This is a genomic window from Neobacillus niacini, assembly GCF_023715785.1.
Classification (GTDB): Bacteria; Bacillota; Bacilli; order Bacillales; family Cytobacillaceae; genus Neobacillus; species Neobacillus niacini_E.
The window spans coordinates 123,048-143,018 of the sequence record NZ_JAMBOX010000003.1 but is presented as its reverse complement, the minus strand read 5'-3'; the positions used below and the strand labels follow the sequence as shown (position 1 = coordinate 143,018).

General features: G+C 39.4%; 20 protein-coding genes and 1 riboswitch. Of the genes, 13 read left to right on the top strand and 7 right to left on the bottom strand.

The window, feature by feature from the left end; translation table 11 throughout:
* Positions 1-9: 9 nt before the first annotated feature.
* Complete coding sequence (locus M3234_RS08305; protein WP_262304277.1) at positions 10-357, top strand: DMT family transporter; 348 nt, start codon at positions 10-12, stop codon at positions 355-357.
* 71 nt (positions 358-428) lie between these two features.
* Here M3234_RS08305 and M3234_RS08300 read toward each other — a convergent pair whose 3' ends face one another.
* Entirely contained in the window at positions 429-2,549 is a 2,121-nt protein-coding gene (locus M3234_RS08300) for an MMPL family transporter (protein ID WP_262304276.1), read from the bottom strand.
* 113 nt (positions 2,550-2,662) lie between these two features.
* Positions 2,663-3,238 (bottom strand): TetR/AcrR family transcriptional regulator, encoded by a 576-nt coding sequence (locus tag M3234_RS08295; RefSeq protein ID WP_262304275.1) that lies wholly within the window; start codon positions 3,236-3,238, stop codon positions 2,663-2,665.
* 129 nt (positions 3,239-3,367) lie between these two features.
* Here M3234_RS08295 and M3234_RS08290 point away from each other — a divergent pair, with 129 nt between their 5' ends.
* Positions 3,368-4,468, top strand: a complete 1,101-nt coding sequence (locus tag M3234_RS08290; RefSeq protein ID WP_262304274.1) for a spore germination protein — start codon at positions 3,368-3,370, stop codon at positions 4,466-4,468.
* Here the strand turns inward: M3234_RS08290 and M3234_RS08285 are convergent.
* Positions 4,451-4,585, bottom strand: coding sequence for a bacitracin ABC transporter ATP-binding protein (locus M3234_RS08285; RefSeq protein WP_262304273.1), 135 nt, complete (start codon positions 4,583-4,585; stop codon positions 4,451-4,453). The two genes, M3234_RS08290 and M3234_RS08285, sit on opposite strands and share 18 nt — an antisense overlap.
* A gap of 69 nt (positions 4,586-4,654) precedes the next feature.
* A riboswitch (cyclic di-AMP (ydaO/yuaA leader) is annotated at positions 4,655-4,798 on the top strand.
* Positions 4,799-4,955: 157 nt separating this feature from the next.
* Here M3234_RS08285 and M3234_RS08280 point away from each other — a divergent pair.
* Positions 4,956-6,782 (top strand): APC family permease, encoded by a 1,827-nt coding sequence (locus M3234_RS08280; RefSeq protein WP_262304272.1) that lies wholly within the window; start codon positions 4,956-4,958, stop codon positions 6,780-6,782.
* Positions 6,783-6,812: 30 nt separating this feature from the next.
* Here M3234_RS08280 and M3234_RS08275 read toward each other — a convergent pair whose 3' ends face one another.
* Entirely contained in the window at positions 6,813-7,304 is a 492-nt protein-coding gene (locus M3234_RS08275; RefSeq protein WP_262304271.1) for a CarD family transcriptional regulator, read from the bottom strand.
* Positions 7,305-7,443: 139 nt separating this feature from the next.
* Here M3234_RS08275 and M3234_RS08270 point away from each other — a divergent pair, with 139 nt between their 5' ends.
* The 3 genes from M3234_RS08270 to M3234_RS08260 all read left to right on the top strand — a co-directional run bounded on the left by M3234_RS08270 (position 7,444) and on the right by M3234_RS08260 (position 10,547).
* Positions 7,444-7,872: a helix-turn-helix domain-containing protein gene (locus tag M3234_RS08270; protein ID WP_262304270.1), complete on the top strand. Its 429-nt coding sequence runs from the start codon at positions 7,444-7,446 to the stop codon at positions 7,870-7,872.
* A gap of 161 nt (positions 7,873-8,033) precedes the next feature.
* On the top strand, positions 8,034-9,488 hold the full coding sequence (locus M3234_RS08265; RefSeq protein WP_262304269.1) for a DHA2 family efflux MFS transporter permease subunit: 1,455 nt from the start codon (positions 8,034-8,036) through the stop codon (positions 9,486-9,488).
* A 198-nt stretch (positions 9,489-9,686) separates the two neighbouring features.
* On the top strand, positions 9,687-10,547 hold the full coding sequence (locus tag M3234_RS08260; protein WP_262304268.1) for an EamA family transporter: 861 nt from the start codon (positions 9,687-9,689) through the stop codon (positions 10,545-10,547).
* Between the two features lie 53 nt (positions 10,548-10,600).
* Here M3234_RS08260 and M3234_RS08255 read toward each other — a convergent pair whose 3' ends face one another.
* From M3234_RS08255 to M3234_RS08245, 3 genes are all read right to left on the bottom strand, one after another.
* Positions 10,601-11,320 (bottom strand): metallophosphoesterase family protein, encoded by a 720-nt coding sequence (locus tag M3234_RS08255; protein WP_262304267.1) that lies wholly within the window; start codon positions 11,318-11,320, stop codon positions 10,601-10,603.
* Between the two features lie 48 nt (positions 11,321-11,368).
* Positions 11,369-12,112 carry a vWA domain-containing protein gene (locus tag M3234_RS08250; protein ID WP_262304266.1) on the bottom strand — a complete coding sequence of 248 codons (744 nt, stop codon included), beginning with the start codon at positions 12,110-12,112 and terminating at the stop codon, positions 11,369-11,371.
* 148 nt (positions 12,113-12,260) lie between these two features.
* On the bottom strand, positions 12,261-12,419 hold the full coding sequence (locus M3234_RS08245) for a hypothetical protein (protein ID WP_172799158.1): 159 nt from the start codon (positions 12,417-12,419) through the stop codon (positions 12,261-12,263).
* A 254-nt stretch (positions 12,420-12,673) separates the two neighbouring features.
* Here M3234_RS08245 and M3234_RS08240 point away from each other — a divergent pair, with 254 nt between their 5' ends.
* The 7 genes from M3234_RS08240 (at position 12,674) to M3234_RS08210 (ending at position 19,844) form a co-directional block, all read left to right on the top strand.
* Positions 12,674-14,230, top strand: coding sequence for a hypothetical protein (locus M3234_RS08240; RefSeq protein WP_262304265.1), 1,557 nt, complete (start codon positions 12,674-12,676; stop codon positions 14,228-14,230).
* Between the two features lie 37 nt (positions 14,231-14,267).
* The gene (locus M3234_RS08235; protein ID WP_262304264.1) at positions 14,268-14,513 is read left to right on the top strand and encodes a hypothetical protein; all 246 of its coding nucleotides are present in this window, start codon (positions 14,268-14,270) and stop codon (positions 14,511-14,513) included.
* Positions 14,514-14,951: 438 nt separating this feature from the next.
* Positions 14,952-16,133, top strand: a complete 1,182-nt coding sequence (locus M3234_RS08230) for a NupC/NupG family nucleoside CNT transporter (RefSeq protein WP_262304263.1) — start codon at positions 14,952-14,954, stop codon at positions 16,131-16,133.
* 300 nt (positions 16,134-16,433) lie between these two features.
* Positions 16,434-16,940 (top strand): RNA polymerase sigma factor, encoded by a 507-nt coding sequence (locus M3234_RS08225; RefSeq protein ID WP_262304262.1) that lies wholly within the window; start codon positions 16,434-16,436, stop codon positions 16,938-16,940.
* Positions 16,933-17,874 (top strand): anti-sigma factor C-terminal domain-containing protein, encoded by a 942-nt coding sequence (locus M3234_RS08220; protein WP_262304261.1) that lies wholly within the window; start codon positions 16,933-16,935, stop codon positions 17,872-17,874. Before M3234_RS08225 ends, M3234_RS08220 begins: the two co-directional genes overlap by 8 nt.
* A gap of 55 nt (positions 17,875-17,929) precedes the next feature.
* On the top strand, positions 17,930-18,214 hold the full coding sequence (locus tag M3234_RS08215) for a hypothetical protein (protein WP_262304260.1): 285 nt from the start codon (positions 17,930-17,932) through the stop codon (positions 18,212-18,214).
* Between the two features lie 238 nt (positions 18,215-18,452).
* The gene (locus tag M3234_RS08210) at positions 18,453-19,844 is read left to right on the top strand and encodes a VanZ family protein (RefSeq protein ID WP_262304259.1); all 1,392 of its coding nucleotides are present in this window, start codon (positions 18,453-18,455) and stop codon (positions 19,842-19,844) included.
* Positions 19,845-19,971 lie beyond the last annotated feature (127 nt).

The following is a 19,971-nucleotide window of genomic DNA, read 5'->3' as shown; positions in this document are numbered from 1 at the left end:
AGTGAAAAGATGAGAGGGTCTCTTTTTCTAGCCATTTCAATTATTTGTGAGGTATTTGCGACGACCATGCTGAAATTGTCGGATGGATTCACTGTCCTGCTTCCTTCAATTGGCGTTGTTGTCGGGTATGGACTTTCATTTTACTTTATTGCAAAAGCGCTCACTAAAATCCCTTTAAGTATTGCCTACGCCATATGGTCAGGAGTGGGGACAGCGCTTACTGCTTTAATCGGTGTTTTAGTTTGGGGAGAGCTGTTTAACATTCTTTCGCTTTCCGGGATTATCCTCATTATAGGCGGCGTTGTTTTATTGAACACTTCCGATAAGCCTGAAACTGCGAAAGAATTAAATCATTGAAAACCAAAAACGTTTTAATAAAAAAAGCGAACCCAATCCGGTTCGCTTTTTCCATATCCAAGAATTTTCAACTATCCACGTACAGTCCCGGTCGTCTTCTCCTTCTTCCCCTCAAACAACACAATCAACCCCGGCAGCAAAACGCCGCGTACAAGGAAGGTATCCAGCAAAATGCCGATGGCGACGATAAAGCCGAACACAAACAATAACTGGATCGGCTGCGTCATCAGGACCGCAAAGGTGGCGGCCAGAATAAGTCCTGCAGAAGAAATCACTCCGCCTGTGCTAGCGACCGCAATTTCTACCGCTTCCTTAACCGAATGCTTCGCCCGTTCCTCCTGGTATCGCGAAATTAGCATGATATTATAATCGATGCCCAGCGCAATCAGGAAGACAAACGAATAGAGCGGTACCCGGTTGCTGATGGTGTCGATATCAAAGAACAAATTGCTTAAGAACATCCCCAGCCCAAGGGCGGCAAGGAAGGAAATCAAGATTGTTCCAATCATATAAATCGACATTCGAATCGATCGGGTCAAGCTAATTAACATCACAAAAATCAACAGCGTTTCCAACGCGACAATCACAATCAAATCCCTGTCATTAATTGAACGGTCATCGACCTTTGTGGCAGTCTCGCCGGCAAAATAAAGCTTCCCATCCACACTCGCACCATCAGCAAGCTTATTCGAGCGGTCCCGCATCGACTCCAAAGCATCCATTGCCTTAGCGGAGTACGGATTTTCTGCAAAAGTCAGGCTGTATTGCACGACTTTGCCTTCATCCGCAACAGCATTTACCCGTACAGAACCTACCAAATCCTGTTCCGCCAGTTTATTTTTCAAAGACTCCTGCTGTTCTGCTGTAAGCGGCTCAGAACCCTCATATAACACAGTAGTAGGGGCAAGGTCACCTTTTTCGAACTTATCCTCAAGAATTTCATAGCCCATCCGTGAAGGCATATCTTTCGGGAAGGACTTCATCGTATCGAATTCATATTTCAAATTCACCATATTGCTTGCCGACAAGAGCAGGACCAATCCGACTATCACAACGGATAGCCCTGGTTTTGCTGCAACGAAGCGCCCGACTCGGCTCCAGAAAGAATTGCTTTTAATCGCAGTTTGCCCTACCTTCGGGATCATTGGCCAGAACGATTTTCTGCCGAAAAGGGCAAACATCGCCGGAACCAATGTAACCGATGCGAGCATGATAATCAGCATGGTCGTCGCAAATGTTGGCGCGAAGTTCCGATAGTCCCCGAACTGGGCAAAAAATAACACCAGCATAGCGGCCAGCACTGTTCCGCCGGAGTAGAATACAGGGGTACCAACTTCTCGCATTGCGAGCTTCATTGCCTCAAATTTATCATCATGCTTTTTCAATTCTTCCCTAAATCGGGAGAACACAAATAGTGAATAATCAATCAAGGCTGCAAATAAGAGAATTGTCATTATTGACAGCGTTTGGCTGCTCAAAACCAAGCCAGCTTTACCCATCAGGCCCAGCGTTTGCATTACTACTTCATACACGAATCCTGCAGTTAACAATGGAATCAACGCCAAGAGCGGCGAGCGGTAAATGACAATCAACAGAACGAGGATTAATCCTACTGTTGATAAAATTAGGACGACATCCGCCCGTGAAAACAAATCCAATGTGTCGGTGGCAATCCCGGCTGGGCCGGTCACATACAAGGTTAAATCGGAGTTATCCTTAACAACCTTATGGATGGCTTTTTCCACATCTTGAATTTCTTTATTCTCCAGTGCTGAATCAATTGTTATTGGAAGAATGGCCGTGGTTTGATCTTTAGAGAAGAAACCAGCAACTGCTTGTGGGGGCAGTTTCGAAAGCGGTACGACCTGGTCAACGCCTTCAATTTCTGCCTCCTCAATCTGTTGGACAATTCCCACTAGCTGAAGGACGTCCATTTTCTCTCCATTCTCAGCTTGAAAAACAAGAATAGCAGGGATGCCTTCATTATCCTTGAAATAATGATCTACTTTCCCTTGGGCAATTACGGACTGTGCGTCATCGGGAACCGTTTGAATGTTTGACACTTCATATTCCTTGGCGCTCGGGGCAAAGACAGCCAGCAGCATGGTCACCGCTAACCAGATTCCAAGCGTGACCCACATCCCTTTTTTCGTCGAGACACGGTCGGTGATAGACTGTAAGAATGATTTCATATAATAAACCCACCCTTCTGTAGAAGTTAAAGTGACAGTTGTGTCACTTTCGGTAAAAAATAAATGACACTATTGTCATACTCATTATCTTTTATAGTGACAATAGTGTCAATTTATTTATTTTGGAACATACCGTGACTGATAATCTCTTTAATTGACTTGACCCAGGTATCGTGTGGGATGCCAAAATGATTGGGAATTGCCACTGTTTGAAAAATCATCCCCAGCACCAGCATATCAGGGATTTGGGACTTGAGCTTCTTCTCAGACTTCCCCAGCGATACAAAGTTTTGCATATATTTGTACATTTCCAAATGCATGGCCTCAAGCTTCAATATATTAGTTCGAACCTTTTCACTTGTGGACAAAGGAATTTGTTTGCCAAACTCAATCAGCTGTTGGATGTTGATATTTTTAAAAATAAGCTTGAACAAGAAATCAAACTGCTTGTCAAATTCGTCCAATACAGCGATTTCCTTAAGTTCAACAAGGAAATGATTCATTTCATCAAGCATAAATTCCGTAATCAATTCTTCTTTATTTTCAAAGTATTTGTATATCGCCCCTCGAGAAACCTCGAGCCGATCTGCCAGCAGACTGAAGGTAAAGCCTTCATACCCATGCTCCAGCAACAACTGCTTGGTACATTGATAAAGTTCCTCCGTCGAAAATTTTCGTTCCCGTGCCATTACCGCCATCTCCATTCCAAAACCTTATTCAATTTAGTTTAACATATATCGTGATTTCATAAAAAACTCTCATATGGCAAAAGCTAAACAAAGTGGAATTTTATGGTCCCTTCAGGTGGAGGAAAACTCATGAGAAGGTCAATTTTTAAAAAAAGACAACGAATAAAAATGGAAATGAGCAAAGAATTTTTACCGAAAGATGTAAGCTATAAAACTGATGATTTCTTTTCCGGCGATTTGTATCGTGATTTGGAATATATCAAACAACTCTATTCATTCCCTTCGAATGTTGACTTCATGGTGAGGGAGCTTACCATCCCAATCATTGAAAAAAGAGCGGCTTTGTTTTATGTTCCATCCATGACAGATGACAAGCTAATTGATGAAGGAATTATCAAACCCCTGATCATGACCAGCAAGGTCGTCGTTGACTTGCCCTCTGCCATCAGTGTCAGTGCTGTGAGCGAGGAGAAAGAGATATCTAAAGCGGTAAAGGAATTAAATTCAGGAGCCACAGTCTTGATAATGGAAGGGCTGGCAAAAACATATATCATTCTAACGGCAAAGGTAGCCGGCAGAAGCGTAGAGAAGCCGCAGAATGAAACGACATTGCTTGGTCCTAAGGAAGCCTTTGTGGAAAAAGCGGAAATCAATATCTCTCTGATTCGCAAGAAGATTCGCAGTGAAGATTTCATGGTCGAAAAAATGACCATCGGGGCCCGCTCAAACAATGAAGTATTTCTAATTTATAATAAAGAATTGGCAAGTACACAGGTCTTGGAAGAATTAAAAGGAAGAATCGGAGCCGTAAAAAAAGACGCTGTGCAAAATTTAAGCCTGCTGATTCAACACATTGAAGATCGGAAAAAAAGCTTGGTTCCGACCATTTTACAAACAGAGCGTCCAGACAGGGCGGCCTCTTTCGTCGAGGATGGCTATGTCATTGTAGTCATGAATAACTCTCCGTTTGCACTGGTCACACCAGCAACGTTTTGGTCTTTTTACCATTCCGCAGATGATCATTATTTGCGTTTCATTTACGGAAACTTTACCAGATTGTTGCGGATATTCGCGATGTTTATCACCTTATTTACATCATCCATCTACATTGCCATTACCAATTATCATATGGAGATGCTGCCAACTGATTTATTATTGGCGATTGCCGGAGCTAGGGAAATGGTTCCAATGCCGGCCACGTCCCTGCTCCCTTTACCGATCAGGAGATAGAGGCGATTTCGGCTCTACATTTTGTTCTTTTACTGGCCAGCCATATTGTTCGTTAATTTCTTTCGCTAATTCATTGAGAAATTCATCAGATAAAAGTGGTTTATTTTGTTTAGGCATGTAGATCCTCCTCGCAAAAAATTTTATTTACATTAATGGAATAGAGTAGTACTATTTTCATTGTTTCATATTTCTAAATCGCTGAAACCGATTGGTGCGGGGGAACCAGTTAAGGCTTTATGCCTTATTCCATGGGGTGAATCCTTTTGAAGGTAGGGCTACTCAAGGTCCGAATCCGACAGCTAACCTCGTAAGCGTTATATGAGAAGGAAGGTGGAACTTGTGACGCTTATAAAATAAGAGTGTCTACAGGTCTATTTAGTTTGACTTGTGGACACTTTTTTTATTCAAAAAAATAATACTTCAACATCGGGATTTACTTTTTAAATGGGGAAAATAAGTTATAAAACTTTTGGACGGTGAATCAACCATGCTTTCTTTCATCAAACGTTTTCTGATTGGGCGGCCTTTAAAAACACATGAATTAGGGGAACAACGAATTAATAAGACAAAGGCATTGGCCATCCTGTCTTCGGATGCGCTGTCTTCTGTGGCTTACGGCCCGGAACAAATTTTGATTGTTCTCGTTTCAATCGGAGCTGCTGCATTATGGTATTCAATTCCAATCGCGGTGGGCGTATTAATTCTCTTGACTGCGCTTATTTTATCTTATCGCCAAATCATTTATGCCTACCCTCACGGCGGGGGGGCTTATGTCGTTTCAAAAAGTAATCTGGGCGTGAATCCTGGATTGGTGGCCGGCGGCTCGTTATTGGTCGATTATATCCTGACAGTGGCTGTTAGTGTGTCCGCAGGAACAGATGCGATTACTTCTGCTTTTCCGAATTTGCATGGCCATAATGTCGCGATTGCCGTCACTTTTGTCCTATTTCTAACAATTTTAAATTTAAGAGGGGTTACGGAGTCGGCTTCCATATTGGCGTACCCTGTATACCTGTTTGTGCTCGCCTTGTTCATTTTGATTGGTGTGGGTCTTTGGCATGTATTGACAGGAGATGTTTCTGCCAATTTGCATTCACATATTGGAACCCCTGTGGCTGGAGTCAGTTTGATCATCCTTTTAAGGGCGTTTGCTTCAGGAAGCTCAGCGTTAACAGGGGTCGAAGCCATCTCTAATGCGATTCCCAATTTCAAAGAACCTGCCCCTGTTAATGCTGCAAAGACATTAATGGCTATGGGCATCCTGCTTGCGGTGCTGTTTTCAGGTATTGTAACATTAGCCTATTTTTATGGGATTGCACCAAGAGCAGAGGTAACCGTTGTTTCGCAAATTGCCGAGGGAGTATTTGGGCGGAATTACATGTACTTCTTTATCCAAGGAACGACTGCCTTAATCTTAATTCTGGCCGCAAACACTGGTTATTCCGCTTTCCCGTTACTGGCGGTGAACCTGGCGAAGGATAAATTCATTCCACGAATGTTCCTGATTAGAGGAGACCGATTAGGGTACTCAAATGGAATTATTATACTTGGATTGGCATCGATTTTGCTAATAGCAGCATTCCAAGCAAAAACTGAGCATCTCATTCCGCTTTATGCGGTGGGGGTATTTGTACCGTTCACCTTATCGCAATCCGGGATGATGGTAAAATGGCTCCGCGAAAAACCTGCCGGCTGGCTGCCGAAATTTATCATCAATACGACCGGGGCACTGATCAGTTTTACTGTCACGATGATTTTCTTTATAACAAAATTTCCGCAGGTTTGGCCGGTCTTGATCTTTTTACCGCTTATCATTATGCTTTTTCATCGAATCCGCAGACATTATGAAGCGGTGGGAGATCAGCTCAGTATTACCACGGGTGAGCCGGTTATGCCAATTGAAGGGAATGTCATGATTGTACCTGTAGCGGGGATCACGCATGTGGTCGAAAATACGATGAACTATGCAAAATCCCTGTCACCCGACCAAATTATTGCAGTGTATGTGGCGTTTGAAAGAGAAGATGAACAGAAGTTTGAGGAAAAATGGAAGAAGTGGCAGCCCAATATTCGACTAGTGACACTACACTCCCATTATCGAAGTATCATTCATCCATTAACCAAATTTATTGATACAGTAGAAAAGAAAGCGAGCGAGGCAAACTATCAGGTTACCGTGATAATCCCGCAATTTATTCCAAAGAATAATTGGGAAAACATTCTTCATAACCAATCCAGTTTACTGATTCGCGCCTATTTATTGTATCGAAGGAACGTTATTATCACGACTGTACCTTATCATTTGAGAAAATAGACGAAGCAGGGGAACTGTCTCCTGCTTCCATTACAGGATCACGCTTGTGATCCTGTTTCTTATCTCTTCAACATTAGTATCTAATGACGTCGCAAGTTCGGTAAATAATATCGTTTGGATGGTATTTAAGAGCTTACGGTCCTGATCATAGAGCTTCTTATTATTTTGGCCAAATTCACGTTCTTTCCGCATTAACGTATTGGCAATTTGGGCAATGTCCTTGCGATTCCCCGATTTAACCACCGTGTGGTATTTCATATTACGCTGTCTAATATCTTCGATCCATTTTGCGCCTGGCTCTTTAAAGGAATCAATAATCTCCATGGCGTCGTCACGGTTCAACAACTCGAGCATCAGAACTTTATCACTATCGACAGGGGTGCTGATGGTTAATTTTGTATCTCCTAAAGGATGCATCACATAATACGTTCTGGTAACATCATATATGGTTTTTTCACATATATCTTCAATTTCGCATAAGCCATGTTCGGAATAGATAATGACATCTCCAATATGAAACATTTTATCACTCCTATCTTATAAGTCGTTAACCAAGTTTACAAATAATTTTATCATAATTTTTGTAAAATGTCAACTTTGTTGACAATTTTGAAGCGCTTTCGTATAGTAATAGCCAAAGAGACAAAATGAGGTGAATACGTTGGAAACGAATTTACATAAATTAGATTTTATTGACTTATTAAGTGAACGTCATATTCAACTTCGCAGAATGATTGAAAAAGTATGGAACGATAACAGTGACATCTATTTATCAAATTCAGAATGGTTTATTATGGCAAGGATTTATAAAAGTAAGCCAACTATTTCGTATGTGACAAAAAGTGTGGATATTTCCCGCCAAGCAACCCATAAATTCATCAAAAGCCTAGAGTCAAAGGGGTTAGTAGTAATAAGCAGTCTGGAAAATAACAAAAAGGATAAATGCATTCAGTTAACAGAACTAGGTGAAGAATGCTACGAAAAAAACCAGTCCATAAAGGTGGACATCATCAAAAAAATTATAGATGAAATTGGCGATGAAAAATTCCAATTACTCAATGATATATTGAAGCTCGATTGGGGCTTGTAGGTAAATACTGAGTGCAACTTAAATAAAAATATATTGTCAACCCGGTTGACATTGCGAAAAAATTTTTGATATAGTGGAGAACGTTAGTATTCGGGGGTGTGCTACAAAATGGATAAACTTTGTAACCAGAGACTGGTCTATTGAATAAAAAGGAGATTTAAATGAGTACACAAATTCAAGTAAAAAGTCCAAAGGTAATGGCGGCCATCTTAATGCTGGGGGCCTTTATCGGATTATTCGGCGAGACTGCCTTAAATATGGCATTAACAAATGTGATGGAGCAATTTTCAATAAAAGCAGCCACTGCACAATGGCTGACAACAGGATATTTATTAACATTGGCAATTTTGGTGCCGATATCAGCACTTTTAATGAAATGGTTTAGTACTCGCCAATTAGTCATTGGGGGACTTGTCATATCAATGGCAGGGGCGGTTCTAGCGGCGGTTTCTCCAAATTTTGTCATCTTGGAAACTGGCCGAATTGTCCAAGCGGTCGGAACAGGTATCATCATGCCGGTCATGGTAAGTGTTCTATTAATTATTTTTCCGGTTCACAAACGCGGCGTAGTCATGGGGATCATGGGTCTTGTGATTACATTAGGGCCTGCTTTAGGACCGACCCTTTCAGGTGTCGTTATAAGTACATTAGGCTGGCATTATATTTTCTGGATTAGCGCTGCTTTTTATGTCATATTGACTCTTGCAGCCACATTAAAAATCGTAAATGTCGGGGAAATTACGAAACCTAAAATCGATGGTCTATCCATCGTTTTATCAACAGCCGGTTTTGGCGGATTAATTTATGGATTGGCTTCTATGGCAGGAGCGCCTTTTACAACTCCTATCGTATGGGTGCCTTTGCTGATAGGAATTATGGCGCTTGTCTTATTTGGAGTTCGTCAAAAGACAATGGATAAGCCAATGATTAATTTAAGTGTATTCAGTAACTCCATGTTCACATTAGGAACAGCGATGATGTTCTTAAGCATTTTAGTGATTTTATCAGTTGGTATTTTATTGCCAATGTATTTAAAGGGTTCTTTATTATTTAGTGCCGCAGTGGCGGGTTTATTGCTGCTTCCTGGTAATGCCGTTAACGTGATCATGTCACCGATTGTCGGCACACTGTTCGATAAAATTGGGCCGCGTAAATTAACAATCGTTGGCTCAATCATTGTATTGATTGGAAATATCATGTTTGCTGCGACTATTTCAGCGACAACACCGGCTTGGCAAATCATTGCAGCATTCATGGTATTGTTCTTCGGGTTAACGATGGTAACCATCCCGGCGCAAACAAATGGACTCAATGCATTGCCGCGTGAGTTGTATGCAGATGGCTCAGCTGCCATGAATACATTGAACCAAGTAGCTGGTGCAGCAGGCACAGCTATTGCCATTACACTGCTTACAGCAGGCCAAACTAGTTTTGCAGCTGGCGCTCCAGAAGCAGGTCAGGGCGAAATATTAGCTGCCGGCGTAAAATATGCCTTCTACTTTGTTACGGGAATTTCAGTCTTTACATTAATCTGTTCTTTATTTATGAGAAAACCAAGCACCGTAAAGGAACAAGCTCCAGCGTTGGTAAAAGCAACACAACCGGTACGCAGCTAGTTACATGAAAAAAGAACCCTAATCGTAAAATAAAATGTTACGATTAGGGTTCTTTTTTATGGTGAGATCTATTTTTTGGAAATATAACGAATAGGACATTTTCCTTGTCATTCGTCAATTTGTTTATTTTAAAAATAAAACGATATACTGAATTTATCAAAAGCAACTGCTCTATATTTATTAAAGGAAGTGACTTAAATGAGTATCATTTTAGCATTATTAGCAGCCGTCTTTGCATCGTTCACCGCTATCCTGGCCAAGATCGGCATTGAAAAAGTAAATTCTAACCTGGCTACGGCAATAAGGACCATTGTTGTCTTAATCATGGCATTTATTGTCGTGATTATCACCGGCCAACTGGATTCCGTCATGCAGATTAGCACAAGGGCATTATGGTTCATTTTGTTTTCCGGTTTGGCAACAGGCTTGTCATGGTTGTTTTTCTTTAGAGCACTGGCCATCGGTGATGTGTCCAAGGTCGTTCCTATTGATAAAGCAAGTGTCGTATTGACGATTGGATTTTCCATCCTGGTTCTTGGCGAGCCGGCCAAATCGCTGGTTTTGGCAGGAGGGGCGATCATTGCCATCGGAACCTTTATTCTAATAGGAAAAAATGAAGAAAAGAAACGCTTCACCGGCTCGCAAATCTACATAGTCTATGCCATTATTGGGGCGGTCTTTGCCGCTTTGACCTCGATACTGGCGAAAATTGGGATGGAAGATGTTGATTCCAATCTGGCTACTTTCCTCCGAACAATCGTAATCCTGTTATTTGCTTGGGCAATTGTCTTTTTCAAAGGAACGCATAAGGAATTGAACAAGATTACGAAGAAGGGATACTTGTTTCTAATTCTGTCCGGGGTTGCGACGGGCCTATCGTGGTTATGTTATTTTGCCGCCATAGCGACGGGAAAGGTTTCTGTTGTCGCACCGATTGATAAATTCAGCGTCGTGTTGACGATGATTTTAAGTTTCATTGTTTTAAAAGAAAAGGCAGCCAAGCATACGATAATCGGTGGGATTGTTATCACGGCGGGAACGGTTCTGCTGATACTATAAAGGGAACAGCTGCCTGTGCTGTTCCCTTTTTGGCATGCTTGTTTAGTTTCTGGTTAGATTTTTGCGTTTCGAATAACGGCTTTCATCATGTCTTTATTTGGGTAGTCTGCTTTTTCATATAGCTGGATAACCCTATCTAAATCAAAGCTTACCCGCTGAATGGATGTACGGATATTGTCTTGTTCGATTTCTACCAATCCGTATGATGCCTTTGTTAAACCATCGAAAGGTAAACCGACGCTGCCAATATTCATGATCACTTTTCCGTTAATGTAGCGAATATATGGCCGATGGATATGGGCGTACACATAAATTGTGGCGTCGGCGGGCTTCATTAGCATGGACAGGATGGTGTCGTCATCGGCATGGGGGAGTATGATATCAAATAAACTTTCGGGTGTAGCATGGAAGGCAGCAATATCGACACCTTCAACATTTAGGTGTAATTGTGTTGGCAGGTTTTTAAGATATTGAAGGTCCTTAGGGTCAAGGTGTTCAACTGTCCATTGCCGCTCGGTATTCATTAATTCCAATGCTTTGTCAGGTACTTCCCCTTCGCGAACGCCACGGACTACCCATTCATCAGCATTTCCTTTGATAACTTCGGTGTCTAAACTCTGAATCAATTCCAGCGAGCGCTTTGGCTCAGGCCCTCGATAGCAAATGTCACCCAAAACATAAATTTTGTCTGCTTCCTGTTGCTTAATATCGGTAAGGACCGCATCAAGGGCAACCGCATTCCCATGAATATCGGAAATAAACGCCATTTTCATTTACAATCGACCCCCAGATTCTATTCTTGTGAAAATATAAACAGGATACTATCTTCCAAAAACTCTATTCCAAAATCCTTGTTTTTTATCAGGTGAGGAGTTCGTTGGCGCCTTTGGTTCTGCCTCTTTCAGAATCCCTTTTTCCCTTGCCTCCTTTAGCCAGATCGGGAATTCAGTTAACAGCGCATCGTAAAGCTTGTCATCTGAAATTTGATCGATGTCATCAATATGGAAGAAATTCGCGTTATCCACTACTCTGCCTTCCATCGTATCGAGTGTTCTTAAGAAATCAAAATTCCCGTTCCCAATGCCGACAAATTGCCAAAAGATCGGATACTTAGCGGACCTTTCAATTAGTGGTTTAATCGATTTCTTGCAGCCGCCATCATTAATAAATACAATGTAAGCTGGATCTTGCGAAGGTTCTTCTTCTAGATACTTTTTCAATACGTCTTTCATGACAGGCGGCTCATCATTTCTTCCAAATTTATGGACTAAATCATTCTCTAGAATAATTCGATTCACATAGCCTTCAAAATCCCTTTCGGTTACTGGCTTTAATCTAGAAAATTCATTGTCATACACCCACACATCCAAAACGCCATCATCATCAAACTGGGCGGCCATTGCTAATATTCTCTCGACAACTCTCTGGACTGTTCCATTTTTATACAAGTTTCTCATGGAACCCGTGATATCAAGAACTAGGCCAACCCGAGCGGTTACTTTCACGAGATTCTTTTTTTCTAAGACAATTTTTACAGTCTTTTTCTGCAAATCGATAGTCGCCATGCTTATCCCCCTTGTCCAATTCATAAATACAGCTTTATTATAGTCTTAAAACTTCATATAATTCCAATATTATCCTGTAGTGTGCATGGGATGTTATTTTTATCGTTTACTGAGATAAAAAAACGAAGCAAGGGGTTCGTCCCATGCTTCATTTTTTTGTTGCTTTTAAAATTTCCTTCAAAGTTGAATTAATATTATTTAGACTGATTAAAATAATCCCTAACATAATAAACGTAACGAGTTCCCCTGTGTAGACCGCGATAATGCCAAGCACGAACAAATAGAGTGTATTCCATCCATTTTTCAATTTTTCATCCCCATTCCCGATATTTCCAGACCTATTAACTAAATTTTAACACAGTTGTTTCTTCTTTATTATGAACCTTCTTTGAACGGAAGCAGTGAGCTCACTCTGAATTCGTTGAGTTTTGTTTGGTTTCGTTAAGTTTTGTTAAGGTTTTGTGAACAGTGTTGTGGTATTATTTACTTAACACAGTTATACATGGTGAAATAATCTTATCTAGTATAAATAAATATCCCCATAAAATGAGGTAAATAGCAATGGCGTATCAAATAGAGAATCTTCCGCAGGAATCAATTATGTTAAAACAATTTTTCATCGTTGCATTAGGTGGAAATTCTTATTTGCACCCATATATTGAAGCGTTGTACCGAAAGAATGAATGGGAATATTATGAGGCATACAAAAGCAGCGGTTTAAAGGGAAATCCTTTGTTTTCCATGTATTCCACGCAAAATGAGGAAAAAATTAGACAAGTGGCAGGGATCGTAGCCTGGTCGGAACAAACCAATGATTTTTCCCAAATTCAATCACTCATTAAAAAGGGATACAAGTTCGTTTATCAATACTTAAAGCAGCATACTTACATTGATTTTGACCATTTTATGCGGACTTTTTCCAGAAGAAAAAAAAGCGAGACTGTTAAAGAAGTTGAGCTGGTGTACCAAAATATCGTGCTTTGGTATTTGTGTGTTCGGGAAAAACGACCGTTTAATACAGAGAATGTGGCCTGGAAATCCTTTCAATCGGTATTGGGTACAACTTTAAATGAAATTAACATGCAAAAAGTTATTTTTTCTAAGGATATGATGGTGAAACATAAAGAGGAGATTACTCGTCTATATAAAAAATACAACATACCGAAAAATCCCCGATTTACTTCGTTAGGGGAATTGTTGGAGTATCTGATAAGTGATACCTTAAAAAGAATCTATGCAACTGATCCCGATTGTCCTTCCGTCCAGGCAGAGCAAAGGGTATTTCAAGATTCACCGGCAAAATATATTGGAGCCATCGGCGGTTGGTTAAAAACGCTGAACATTCATGAGTTGGATGCAACTGAACAGATTCCTTTGACAAAACACGATCTGGATATGGTCTTTTTGGAAATTCTTTATGCCCAAAAATATAATCACATTACGGAAGAAGACCAGGATTTGTTTTTTATCACATGCCTTTATCTTAAATGTCTTGGTTCGCTTTATCATGATACAAAAAAACTTTATCTGGATCACTCAAAATATGATTACTGTCTTGAAATGAAATCAAGAGAAATAGAAATCAATGAACAGGAATCCAAGCTATTGCGGAAGAGGCAAGAGTGGGAATGCATTGTTAAGAAGCAGCAACAGGAGATTGCTGGATTGACGAGCGAACTCTGGGAGGCCCAGGCGAAAATTCGTCAATTGGAGCAGCAAATCCAGAGCATGGAAGACTACACCAATGAGGTTCATGCTCTCAGAAATTACGCCTACCGTGAAGAACAGATGGACTTAGAAAAAACGCCACCACTGAACGCCATGATTGAATTTATTGAAAATAAGAGAATTATTATATTTGGCGGCTCAACAACTTGGCAGCAAAAATTAATCCAGCATCTGCCTACCATTGAGTTTATCGAGGTAGATGAGATTAATCGAGATATATCAAAAATTAAACGTGTGGATGCGGTATTTATCAATACTTCTGTATTTGCTCATTCCTTTTATAAAAAAATTATTAAGGAACTGAGCAACAGCAACACATCTCTGTATTATATAAATAGGAATGGCAATCCGGAGAAAACTATAGTGGAAATTTATAATTGGCTAACATGAAGTAAAGGCCGGTTTGTGATTAATGGAGGTTATTCATTTGAAGGATAAGCAAATTCATTTCACGGATAGAACATCTCTTTATGATTGCCTTCCTGAAGAGATGTTAGCGGGATTTTATTATCAATTACATAGAAATATTGAAAAAGGAATACTGTCTAAGATGATGTACCAAGAGTTACGGTTAATTGAAAATTCAGCCAGAAGAAGAGGCATGTCAATTGAATGCCTGAATAAGCAAGGAAGAATGGTCATAGCGAAAGAATTAAGTGGGATTATTGGATAACATGTAATGTCCGATTTTTCATTCTTGTGGTGATTCCTTTTTTACGGACATGGGATCAGTTTGACAACCCATGTCCTGAAGGTGAACTTATTCAAAACAAAATTTTTTCTCCTTTCATGTTCTTAGCGAAAATATCGATCATGGCAGCGTGAATTAAATACAATAAAGTCAACTATGCCAAACAGCCACATCGCCCCCCAGTATCAAACGCTCCTTAGCATGCTTCAAATACTTCCTCTCCTGATCAATATTACTGATAAACGTTTTTTATACATTTGAATCGAACCCATTTAGGTCCCTGAGTCAAAAATGCCAGGTTGTTTTTTTATAAATGTTGGACAAAATATACGAAGCAATTTAAAATGTGTAAGGTTACCATACAGCTGTAACTAGATTAAAAGCGTGTACATCATGTTTTAATGCATCAGGAGGGTAAAAATGCGCTATATTGTTTCAATTTTAGGTATTTTGATTGTTCTGCTTTTGGCTTGGCTGGCCAGCTCCAATCGAAAAGAAGTAAAAGTCAAACCAATTATTATGATGATTGTCATTCAAATTATTTTATCCGTGCTGCTGTTGAATACTGAATTTGGCTTCATCATTATCCGAGGGATTTCCACGATATTCAACAAACTTCTTGAATATGCAAACGAAGGGGTTTCCTTTGTGTTTGGCGGCATGGCGAATGTGGGAGAGGCTCCATTCTTCTTAAATGTGCTCCTGCCAATCGTGTTCATTTCAGTATTAATTGGAATTCTTCAATATTTAAAAATCCTGCCGTTCCTTATGAAGGGAATCGGATTGCTATTAAGTAAAGTCAATGGCATGGGTAAACTTGAATCGTATAACGCGGTGGCTTCGTTGATGGTCGGGCAATCAGAGGTGTTCATCACGGTAAAAAAACAACTGGGCCTCATTTCAAAGCAGCGTATGTATACGCTTTGTGCTTCGGCTATGTCGACTGTTTCGATGTCGATTGTTGGGGCTTATATGACGATGATCGACCCGAAATATGTCGTCACTGCTTTGGTTTTAAATTTATTCGGCGGATTCATCATCGCTTCAATCATTAATCCATACGAGGTAAAACCAAGTGAGGATATTTTGGAGATTCAGAATTTGGAAAAACAGTCCTTTTTTGAAATGCTGGGTGAGTATATCCTTGATGGTTTTAAGGTAGCAGTTATAGTAGGGGCCATGTTGATTGGCTTTATTGCTTTAATGGCAGGAATCAATCACGTGTTCCAATTACTGTTTGGCATTCCTTTCCAGCAGTTATTAGGGTATCTGTTTGCACCCTTCGCCTTTATTATGGGAATTCCTTTAAAGGAGGCGGTGAATGCCGGGGGGATTATGGCAACGAAGCTGGTGACCAATGAATTTGTCGCGATGCTGGATTTATCAGGAGGCAAGTATCACTTCAGTGAACGCACACTCGGAATTCTCTCCGTATTCTTGGTATCCTTCGCCAACTTCTCATCAATCGGCATTATTACCGGAGCGGTCAAAAGTCTGAATGAGCAGCAGGGAAATGTGGTCGCTCGCTTTGGGTTAAAACTGTTATATGGCGCAACGCTTGTTAGCATCCTTTCGGGTGTAATTGTTAGCATTATTCTATAAAAAGTATGATTCATCACCCTGACGGTAGAGGCTGCAGAGAGAAGTGTTCGCCGCACTTCTCTTTTTTATTATATATCCATTATATACAAAAGAATCCTTTTTAAAAGAAAATGAGAAGGTCCCGTCGCCATTATCGATAATGGACCAACCAATAATTACGTCTATACTTAATTGTGCTATTCTTCAAGGCGAAGAGTAGCTTTTTTAATTTTTTAAATCCAAAAAAATTTATCGTTTTGCTGTACACTTTTTTTAGAGATAAGACTCTTTATTATTGAAGGCCTTTAGAAGGGAGGCGCCATGGATTCTCAGCTTTTGTTGGAAATATACAAAAAACAAGCAAGAATGATTTATTTTTATTTAAAAAAGAATGGTTGCAGTCATGAAGATGCCGAAGATATAGTTCAAGAAAGTTATATGAAATATATCGCATATAGTAGTGGTGTTCCTTCGGATAAAGCCCTTGCTTATATTTTCGCCATTTCTATGAATGAATTTAAAAAAATGCTAAGGAAAAAAGGAAAAGAACAAGCTATTTCGATCGATGATGATCACTTCTGGAATAAATTTACGAATAACCAGGACACTGAATCTAGCGTATTAAGTCTCGAAATGAATCATGAAATCGCCCATACTTTAGAACGCATTCAAGAAGTCTATAAGCAGCTTTTATTATTAAAATATGAACTTGATCTCAGCTATAAAGAGATCGCCCTATTGCTAGGAATGAAGGAAGAAACTGTTAGGACTTACTTATTTCGGGCAAGAAAAGAATTTCAGAAAAAGTGGAGGGATCTTCATGAATGAACATTTAGATGATGTTTTTGATGAGAAGAAGATAAAAAAGGCAATAAAAAAAGGCAAAAAGAAGACAATCATCACGATAGTTTTGGTTTCTATACTCGTATTTGTTGTTTTAAACATAGCCAATTTCGCTATTTCTATTTACTTTAGCCAAAAGGCATTTAAGCAATGGGATGCGTATGTCCGACTAAGCACTCCGAATGGCTATATCAGTGAAACAGTGGATTCACGAAGTTTTTTAGGAGGGATGAGCCATTATAAAATCGCAAAAGACATGAAAATTAAATCCGTCGTCGTCGAACAAAAGCAATATCAATACGGTCTTATTCCATCTGTCTTGGTTTCAAGAGGTGCTGGCGGCAGCATCGGAGTTTCAGGAGAGGATTGGCAGTTCTCCTATAAAGAAAATGGCTGGAGAGAAATGCTGTTTTTCCATCCAAATGTTGCTTATAAAAAATATAAAAATGATGAGGAACTCATTAAAGGGATGCAAGGAGACAAAATATATGAGGTAGCCCTCTCCTTTGATCAGCCATACAAACCAAGTGAATTACCTTTCAATAAGCTTCCCGAAATGACTTGGTTTTGGGTAAACACCTATAGCAATAGCCAATTAAACACGTTTAAAAAAGAGGCGAAGGAATACGACTGGTCCGCAACGTTTATTAGGGAAAATGCAGCCTTAGGTTTTTCTATAAATACTCCTTTTATTACAACCGATGATTTGGAGTATAGATATAACAAATTCCTAAAATTACTAGATACAAGTTCTTACAGTGAACACCAAAAGGCATTCAGGACTTTAAAAAATAAAAAAATAGACGATGTAGAAATATTAGGGGTTGTCGTTTATGGGACAAAGGATGAAATAGCTGGGATTATGAAAGAGCCTATTATTAAAGCTTGTTCTCTTGGCGGATTCATTGATAATTATTAGTATGTAGGAAGCAGGGGACGGTCCCTGCTTCCATTTTTATTAAAAAGGATTTTCAGTGCCAGGTACTGCGCCTAAGGATTTGGTCTACCATAAAGAAAGAATTTATTTTTGGATTGTCTTTTCCATCAGTATCGTTTCCTACGTACTTTTCATTTTATCCATTATCGGATTGCCGATTATCCTGCAGTTGGGTAGCTCTGTATGGTTGAGTGTTGATTTTGTTGTGTTTGAAAAAATAGACGGAGAAATTCCGGTTATTTTGGGAGTTCCTTATTTTATCTCTAAAAATAAGCGGAGTTTTTCCGCTTATCTTGTCAAAATCTTTGATTATTCAGGTTAATAGCTCCAAATAAGGGCAAATCTCCGCTTATTTCAGCCTCTTAAGCCTCAACAATATACATTAACGGAAATTCTCCGCTTATTAATTCTCATACCTATACAAAAAAGCAAAAATAAATAATAATAGAGCCTATTCTTTTAAAACTATATCAAAAGTAAAATCGTCTATCTATTGTTACTGGTATAAGGACCATCCATCATGATGAAAAAGTTATGAAAAATGTGGAAGGAGATAGAAAATGAGATTACAAGAAATCACGAGTATTGTTAGGGATTATTTTTTTCTTGCGGCAATCTCGGTAATTGTATTGGGGATTCTTTTCTTTTTAGGATATTTCGTTTTTTACAGGAAATTCTTTGGCGGAAAAAAAAGACTTCCTAAGAAACAATTGCTGTTTGGAGGATTGTTTGCCGGATATGTCATCATGGTGATTGGAGTGACTTTTTTAAACAGAGGTTCAAATTTTCAGGGGAGTATGAACTTATCTTTTCTTAGTTCCTATCGGGAAGCTTGGTACAGCTTTAGGGTAAGGAATTGGCAGTTTCTGCTTTTAAATATTTTCATGTTTGTACCGTTTGGTATACTTTTGCCATTATTACATTCGCGATTTCAAAAAGCTATTTGGACATTCGGAGCAGCATTGCTATTTACCCTATCTATTGAAAGTTTCCAATTAATAACGGGATTCGGAATTTTTGAATTGGATGATCTGTTTCATAATCTGCTGGGTGCAATTATTGGATATGGTATACTCAAGGGCCTCATCAGGATAAAAGAAAAGGAAGTAAAGAAAGCAATTATCTGTTTTTCGCCTTTATTGCTGGTAGCCATCTCATTCGGAGGTATACTTACGTTTTACCATTTAAAGGAATTTGGCAATCTTTCCATTGTGCCTATTCATAAAACTGAAATGTCAAAAGCGACAGTTACCATGGATGTAAAGCTCAACGATAATAAAATGACAGTTCCTGTATATAAAGCACCAAGTTATACGAAGACTGCTGCTGATGCATTTGTCAAAGATTTTTCTAAAAGATTACATCTCGACACATCGAATATGGAGGTTATTTCCTATCAAGATGAAGGGGTGTATTGGTTCGGACGCGAGAGGTCTCATAATATATGGTTCAAATACTTAGATGGAAGTTATCGTTACACAGATTTTTCAAGCTTCGATGAGGATAAAGAATTAAAAGATGCAGATGAATCAACCTTAAAAGAAGAATTAACAAAGTTTGGGATAGATCTTCCGCAAGATACATATTTTCAAAAAGTCGAAACTGGTACGTTTAAGTGGACGGTAAATAAGAGGGTAGTAGCAAATCAGCTAATAGATGGATCATTATCGGTAAATTATTATAGTGATGGAACAGTGAAGAGGATTGACAATCAGTTCGTAACCTATGACAAGGTAAGGGATGTTGAAATAAAAAGCGAACAAGAAGCATATAAAGAAATTTTAGAAGGGAAATTTAAATATTTCTCTGAAAATAAAAGGATCAAAACCTTACATATCCATAAAATAGAGGTAAGCTACTATCTAGATTCTAAAGGTTTTTATCAACCTGTTTATGCTTTGCAAAGTACGGTAGATGGGGAGGATATGACACTCTTCATTCCGGGAATCTAGAAATATATACATCATAATGCAAAAAACTCGCCATGCAATGATTAAAGCTGTTCGAGCAAAGGATACGAGTTGACTTTGTTCAATAGATTCAATTAGCCGAAAATAGGCAGGATCTTGTTTGTTCCTT

What these genes read in the sequence shown, in the direction of transcription:
- M3234_RS08250 (WP_262304266.1), bottom strand. Translation starts at nt 12,112, where the DNA reads ATGGCGACTATCGATTTGCAGAAAAAGACTGTAAAAATTGTCTTAGAA.
- M3234_RS08220 (WP_262304261.1), top strand. Translation starts at nt 16,933, where the DNA reads ATGAATGAACATTTAGATGATGTTTTTGATGAGAAGAAGATAAAAAAG.
- M3234_RS08230 (WP_262304263.1), top strand. Translation starts at nt 14,952, where the DNA reads ATGCGCTATATTGTTTCAATTTTAGGTATTTTGATTGTTCTGCTTTTG.
- M3234_RS08305 (WP_262304277.1), top strand. Translation starts at nt 10, where the DNA reads ATGAGAGGGTCTCTTTTTCTAGCCATTTCAATTATTTGTGAGGTATTT.
- M3234_RS08295 (WP_262304275.1), bottom strand. Translation starts at nt 3,238, where the DNA reads ATGGCACGGGAACGAAAATTTTCGACGGAGGAACTTTATCAATGTACC.
- M3234_RS08290 (WP_262304274.1), top strand. Translation starts at nt 3,368, where the DNA reads ATGAGAAGGTCAATTTTTAAAAAAAGACAACGAATAAAAATGGAAATG.
- M3234_RS08260 (WP_262304268.1), top strand. Translation starts at nt 9,687, where the DNA reads ATGAGTATCATTTTAGCATTATTAGCAGCCGTCTTTGCATCGTTCACC.
- M3234_RS08275 (WP_262304271.1), bottom strand. Translation starts at nt 7,304, where the DNA reads ATGTTTCATATTGGAGATGTCATTATCTATTCCGAACATGGCTTATGC.
- M3234_RS08285 (WP_262304273.1), bottom strand. Translation starts at nt 4,585, where the DNA reads ATGCCTAAACAAAATAAACCACTTTTATCTGATGAATTTCTCAATGAA.
- M3234_RS08225 (WP_262304262.1), top strand. Translation starts at nt 16,434, where the DNA reads ATGGATTCTCAGCTTTTGTTGGAAATATACAAAAAACAAGCAAGAATG.
- M3234_RS08240 (WP_262304265.1), top strand. Translation starts at nt 12,674, where the DNA reads ATGGCGTATCAAATAGAGAATCTTCCGCAGGAATCAATTATGTTAAAA.
- M3234_RS08255 (WP_262304267.1), bottom strand. Translation starts at nt 11,320, where the DNA reads ATGAAAATGGCGTTTATTTCCGATATTCATGGGAATGCGGTTGCCCTT.
- M3234_RS08300 (WP_262304276.1), bottom strand. Translation starts at nt 2,549, where the DNA reads ATGAAATCATTCTTACAGTCTATCACCGACCGTGTCTCGACGAAAAAA.
- M3234_RS08280 (WP_262304272.1), top strand. Translation starts at nt 4,956, where the DNA reads ATGCTTTCTTTCATCAAACGTTTTCTGATTGGGCGGCCTTTAAAAACA.
- M3234_RS08265 (WP_262304269.1), top strand. Translation starts at nt 8,034, where the DNA reads ATGAGTACACAAATTCAAGTAAAAAGTCCAAAGGTAATGGCGGCCATC.
- M3234_RS08210 (WP_262304259.1), top strand. Translation starts at nt 18,453, where the DNA reads ATGAGATTACAAGAAATCACGAGTATTGTTAGGGATTATTTTTTTCTT.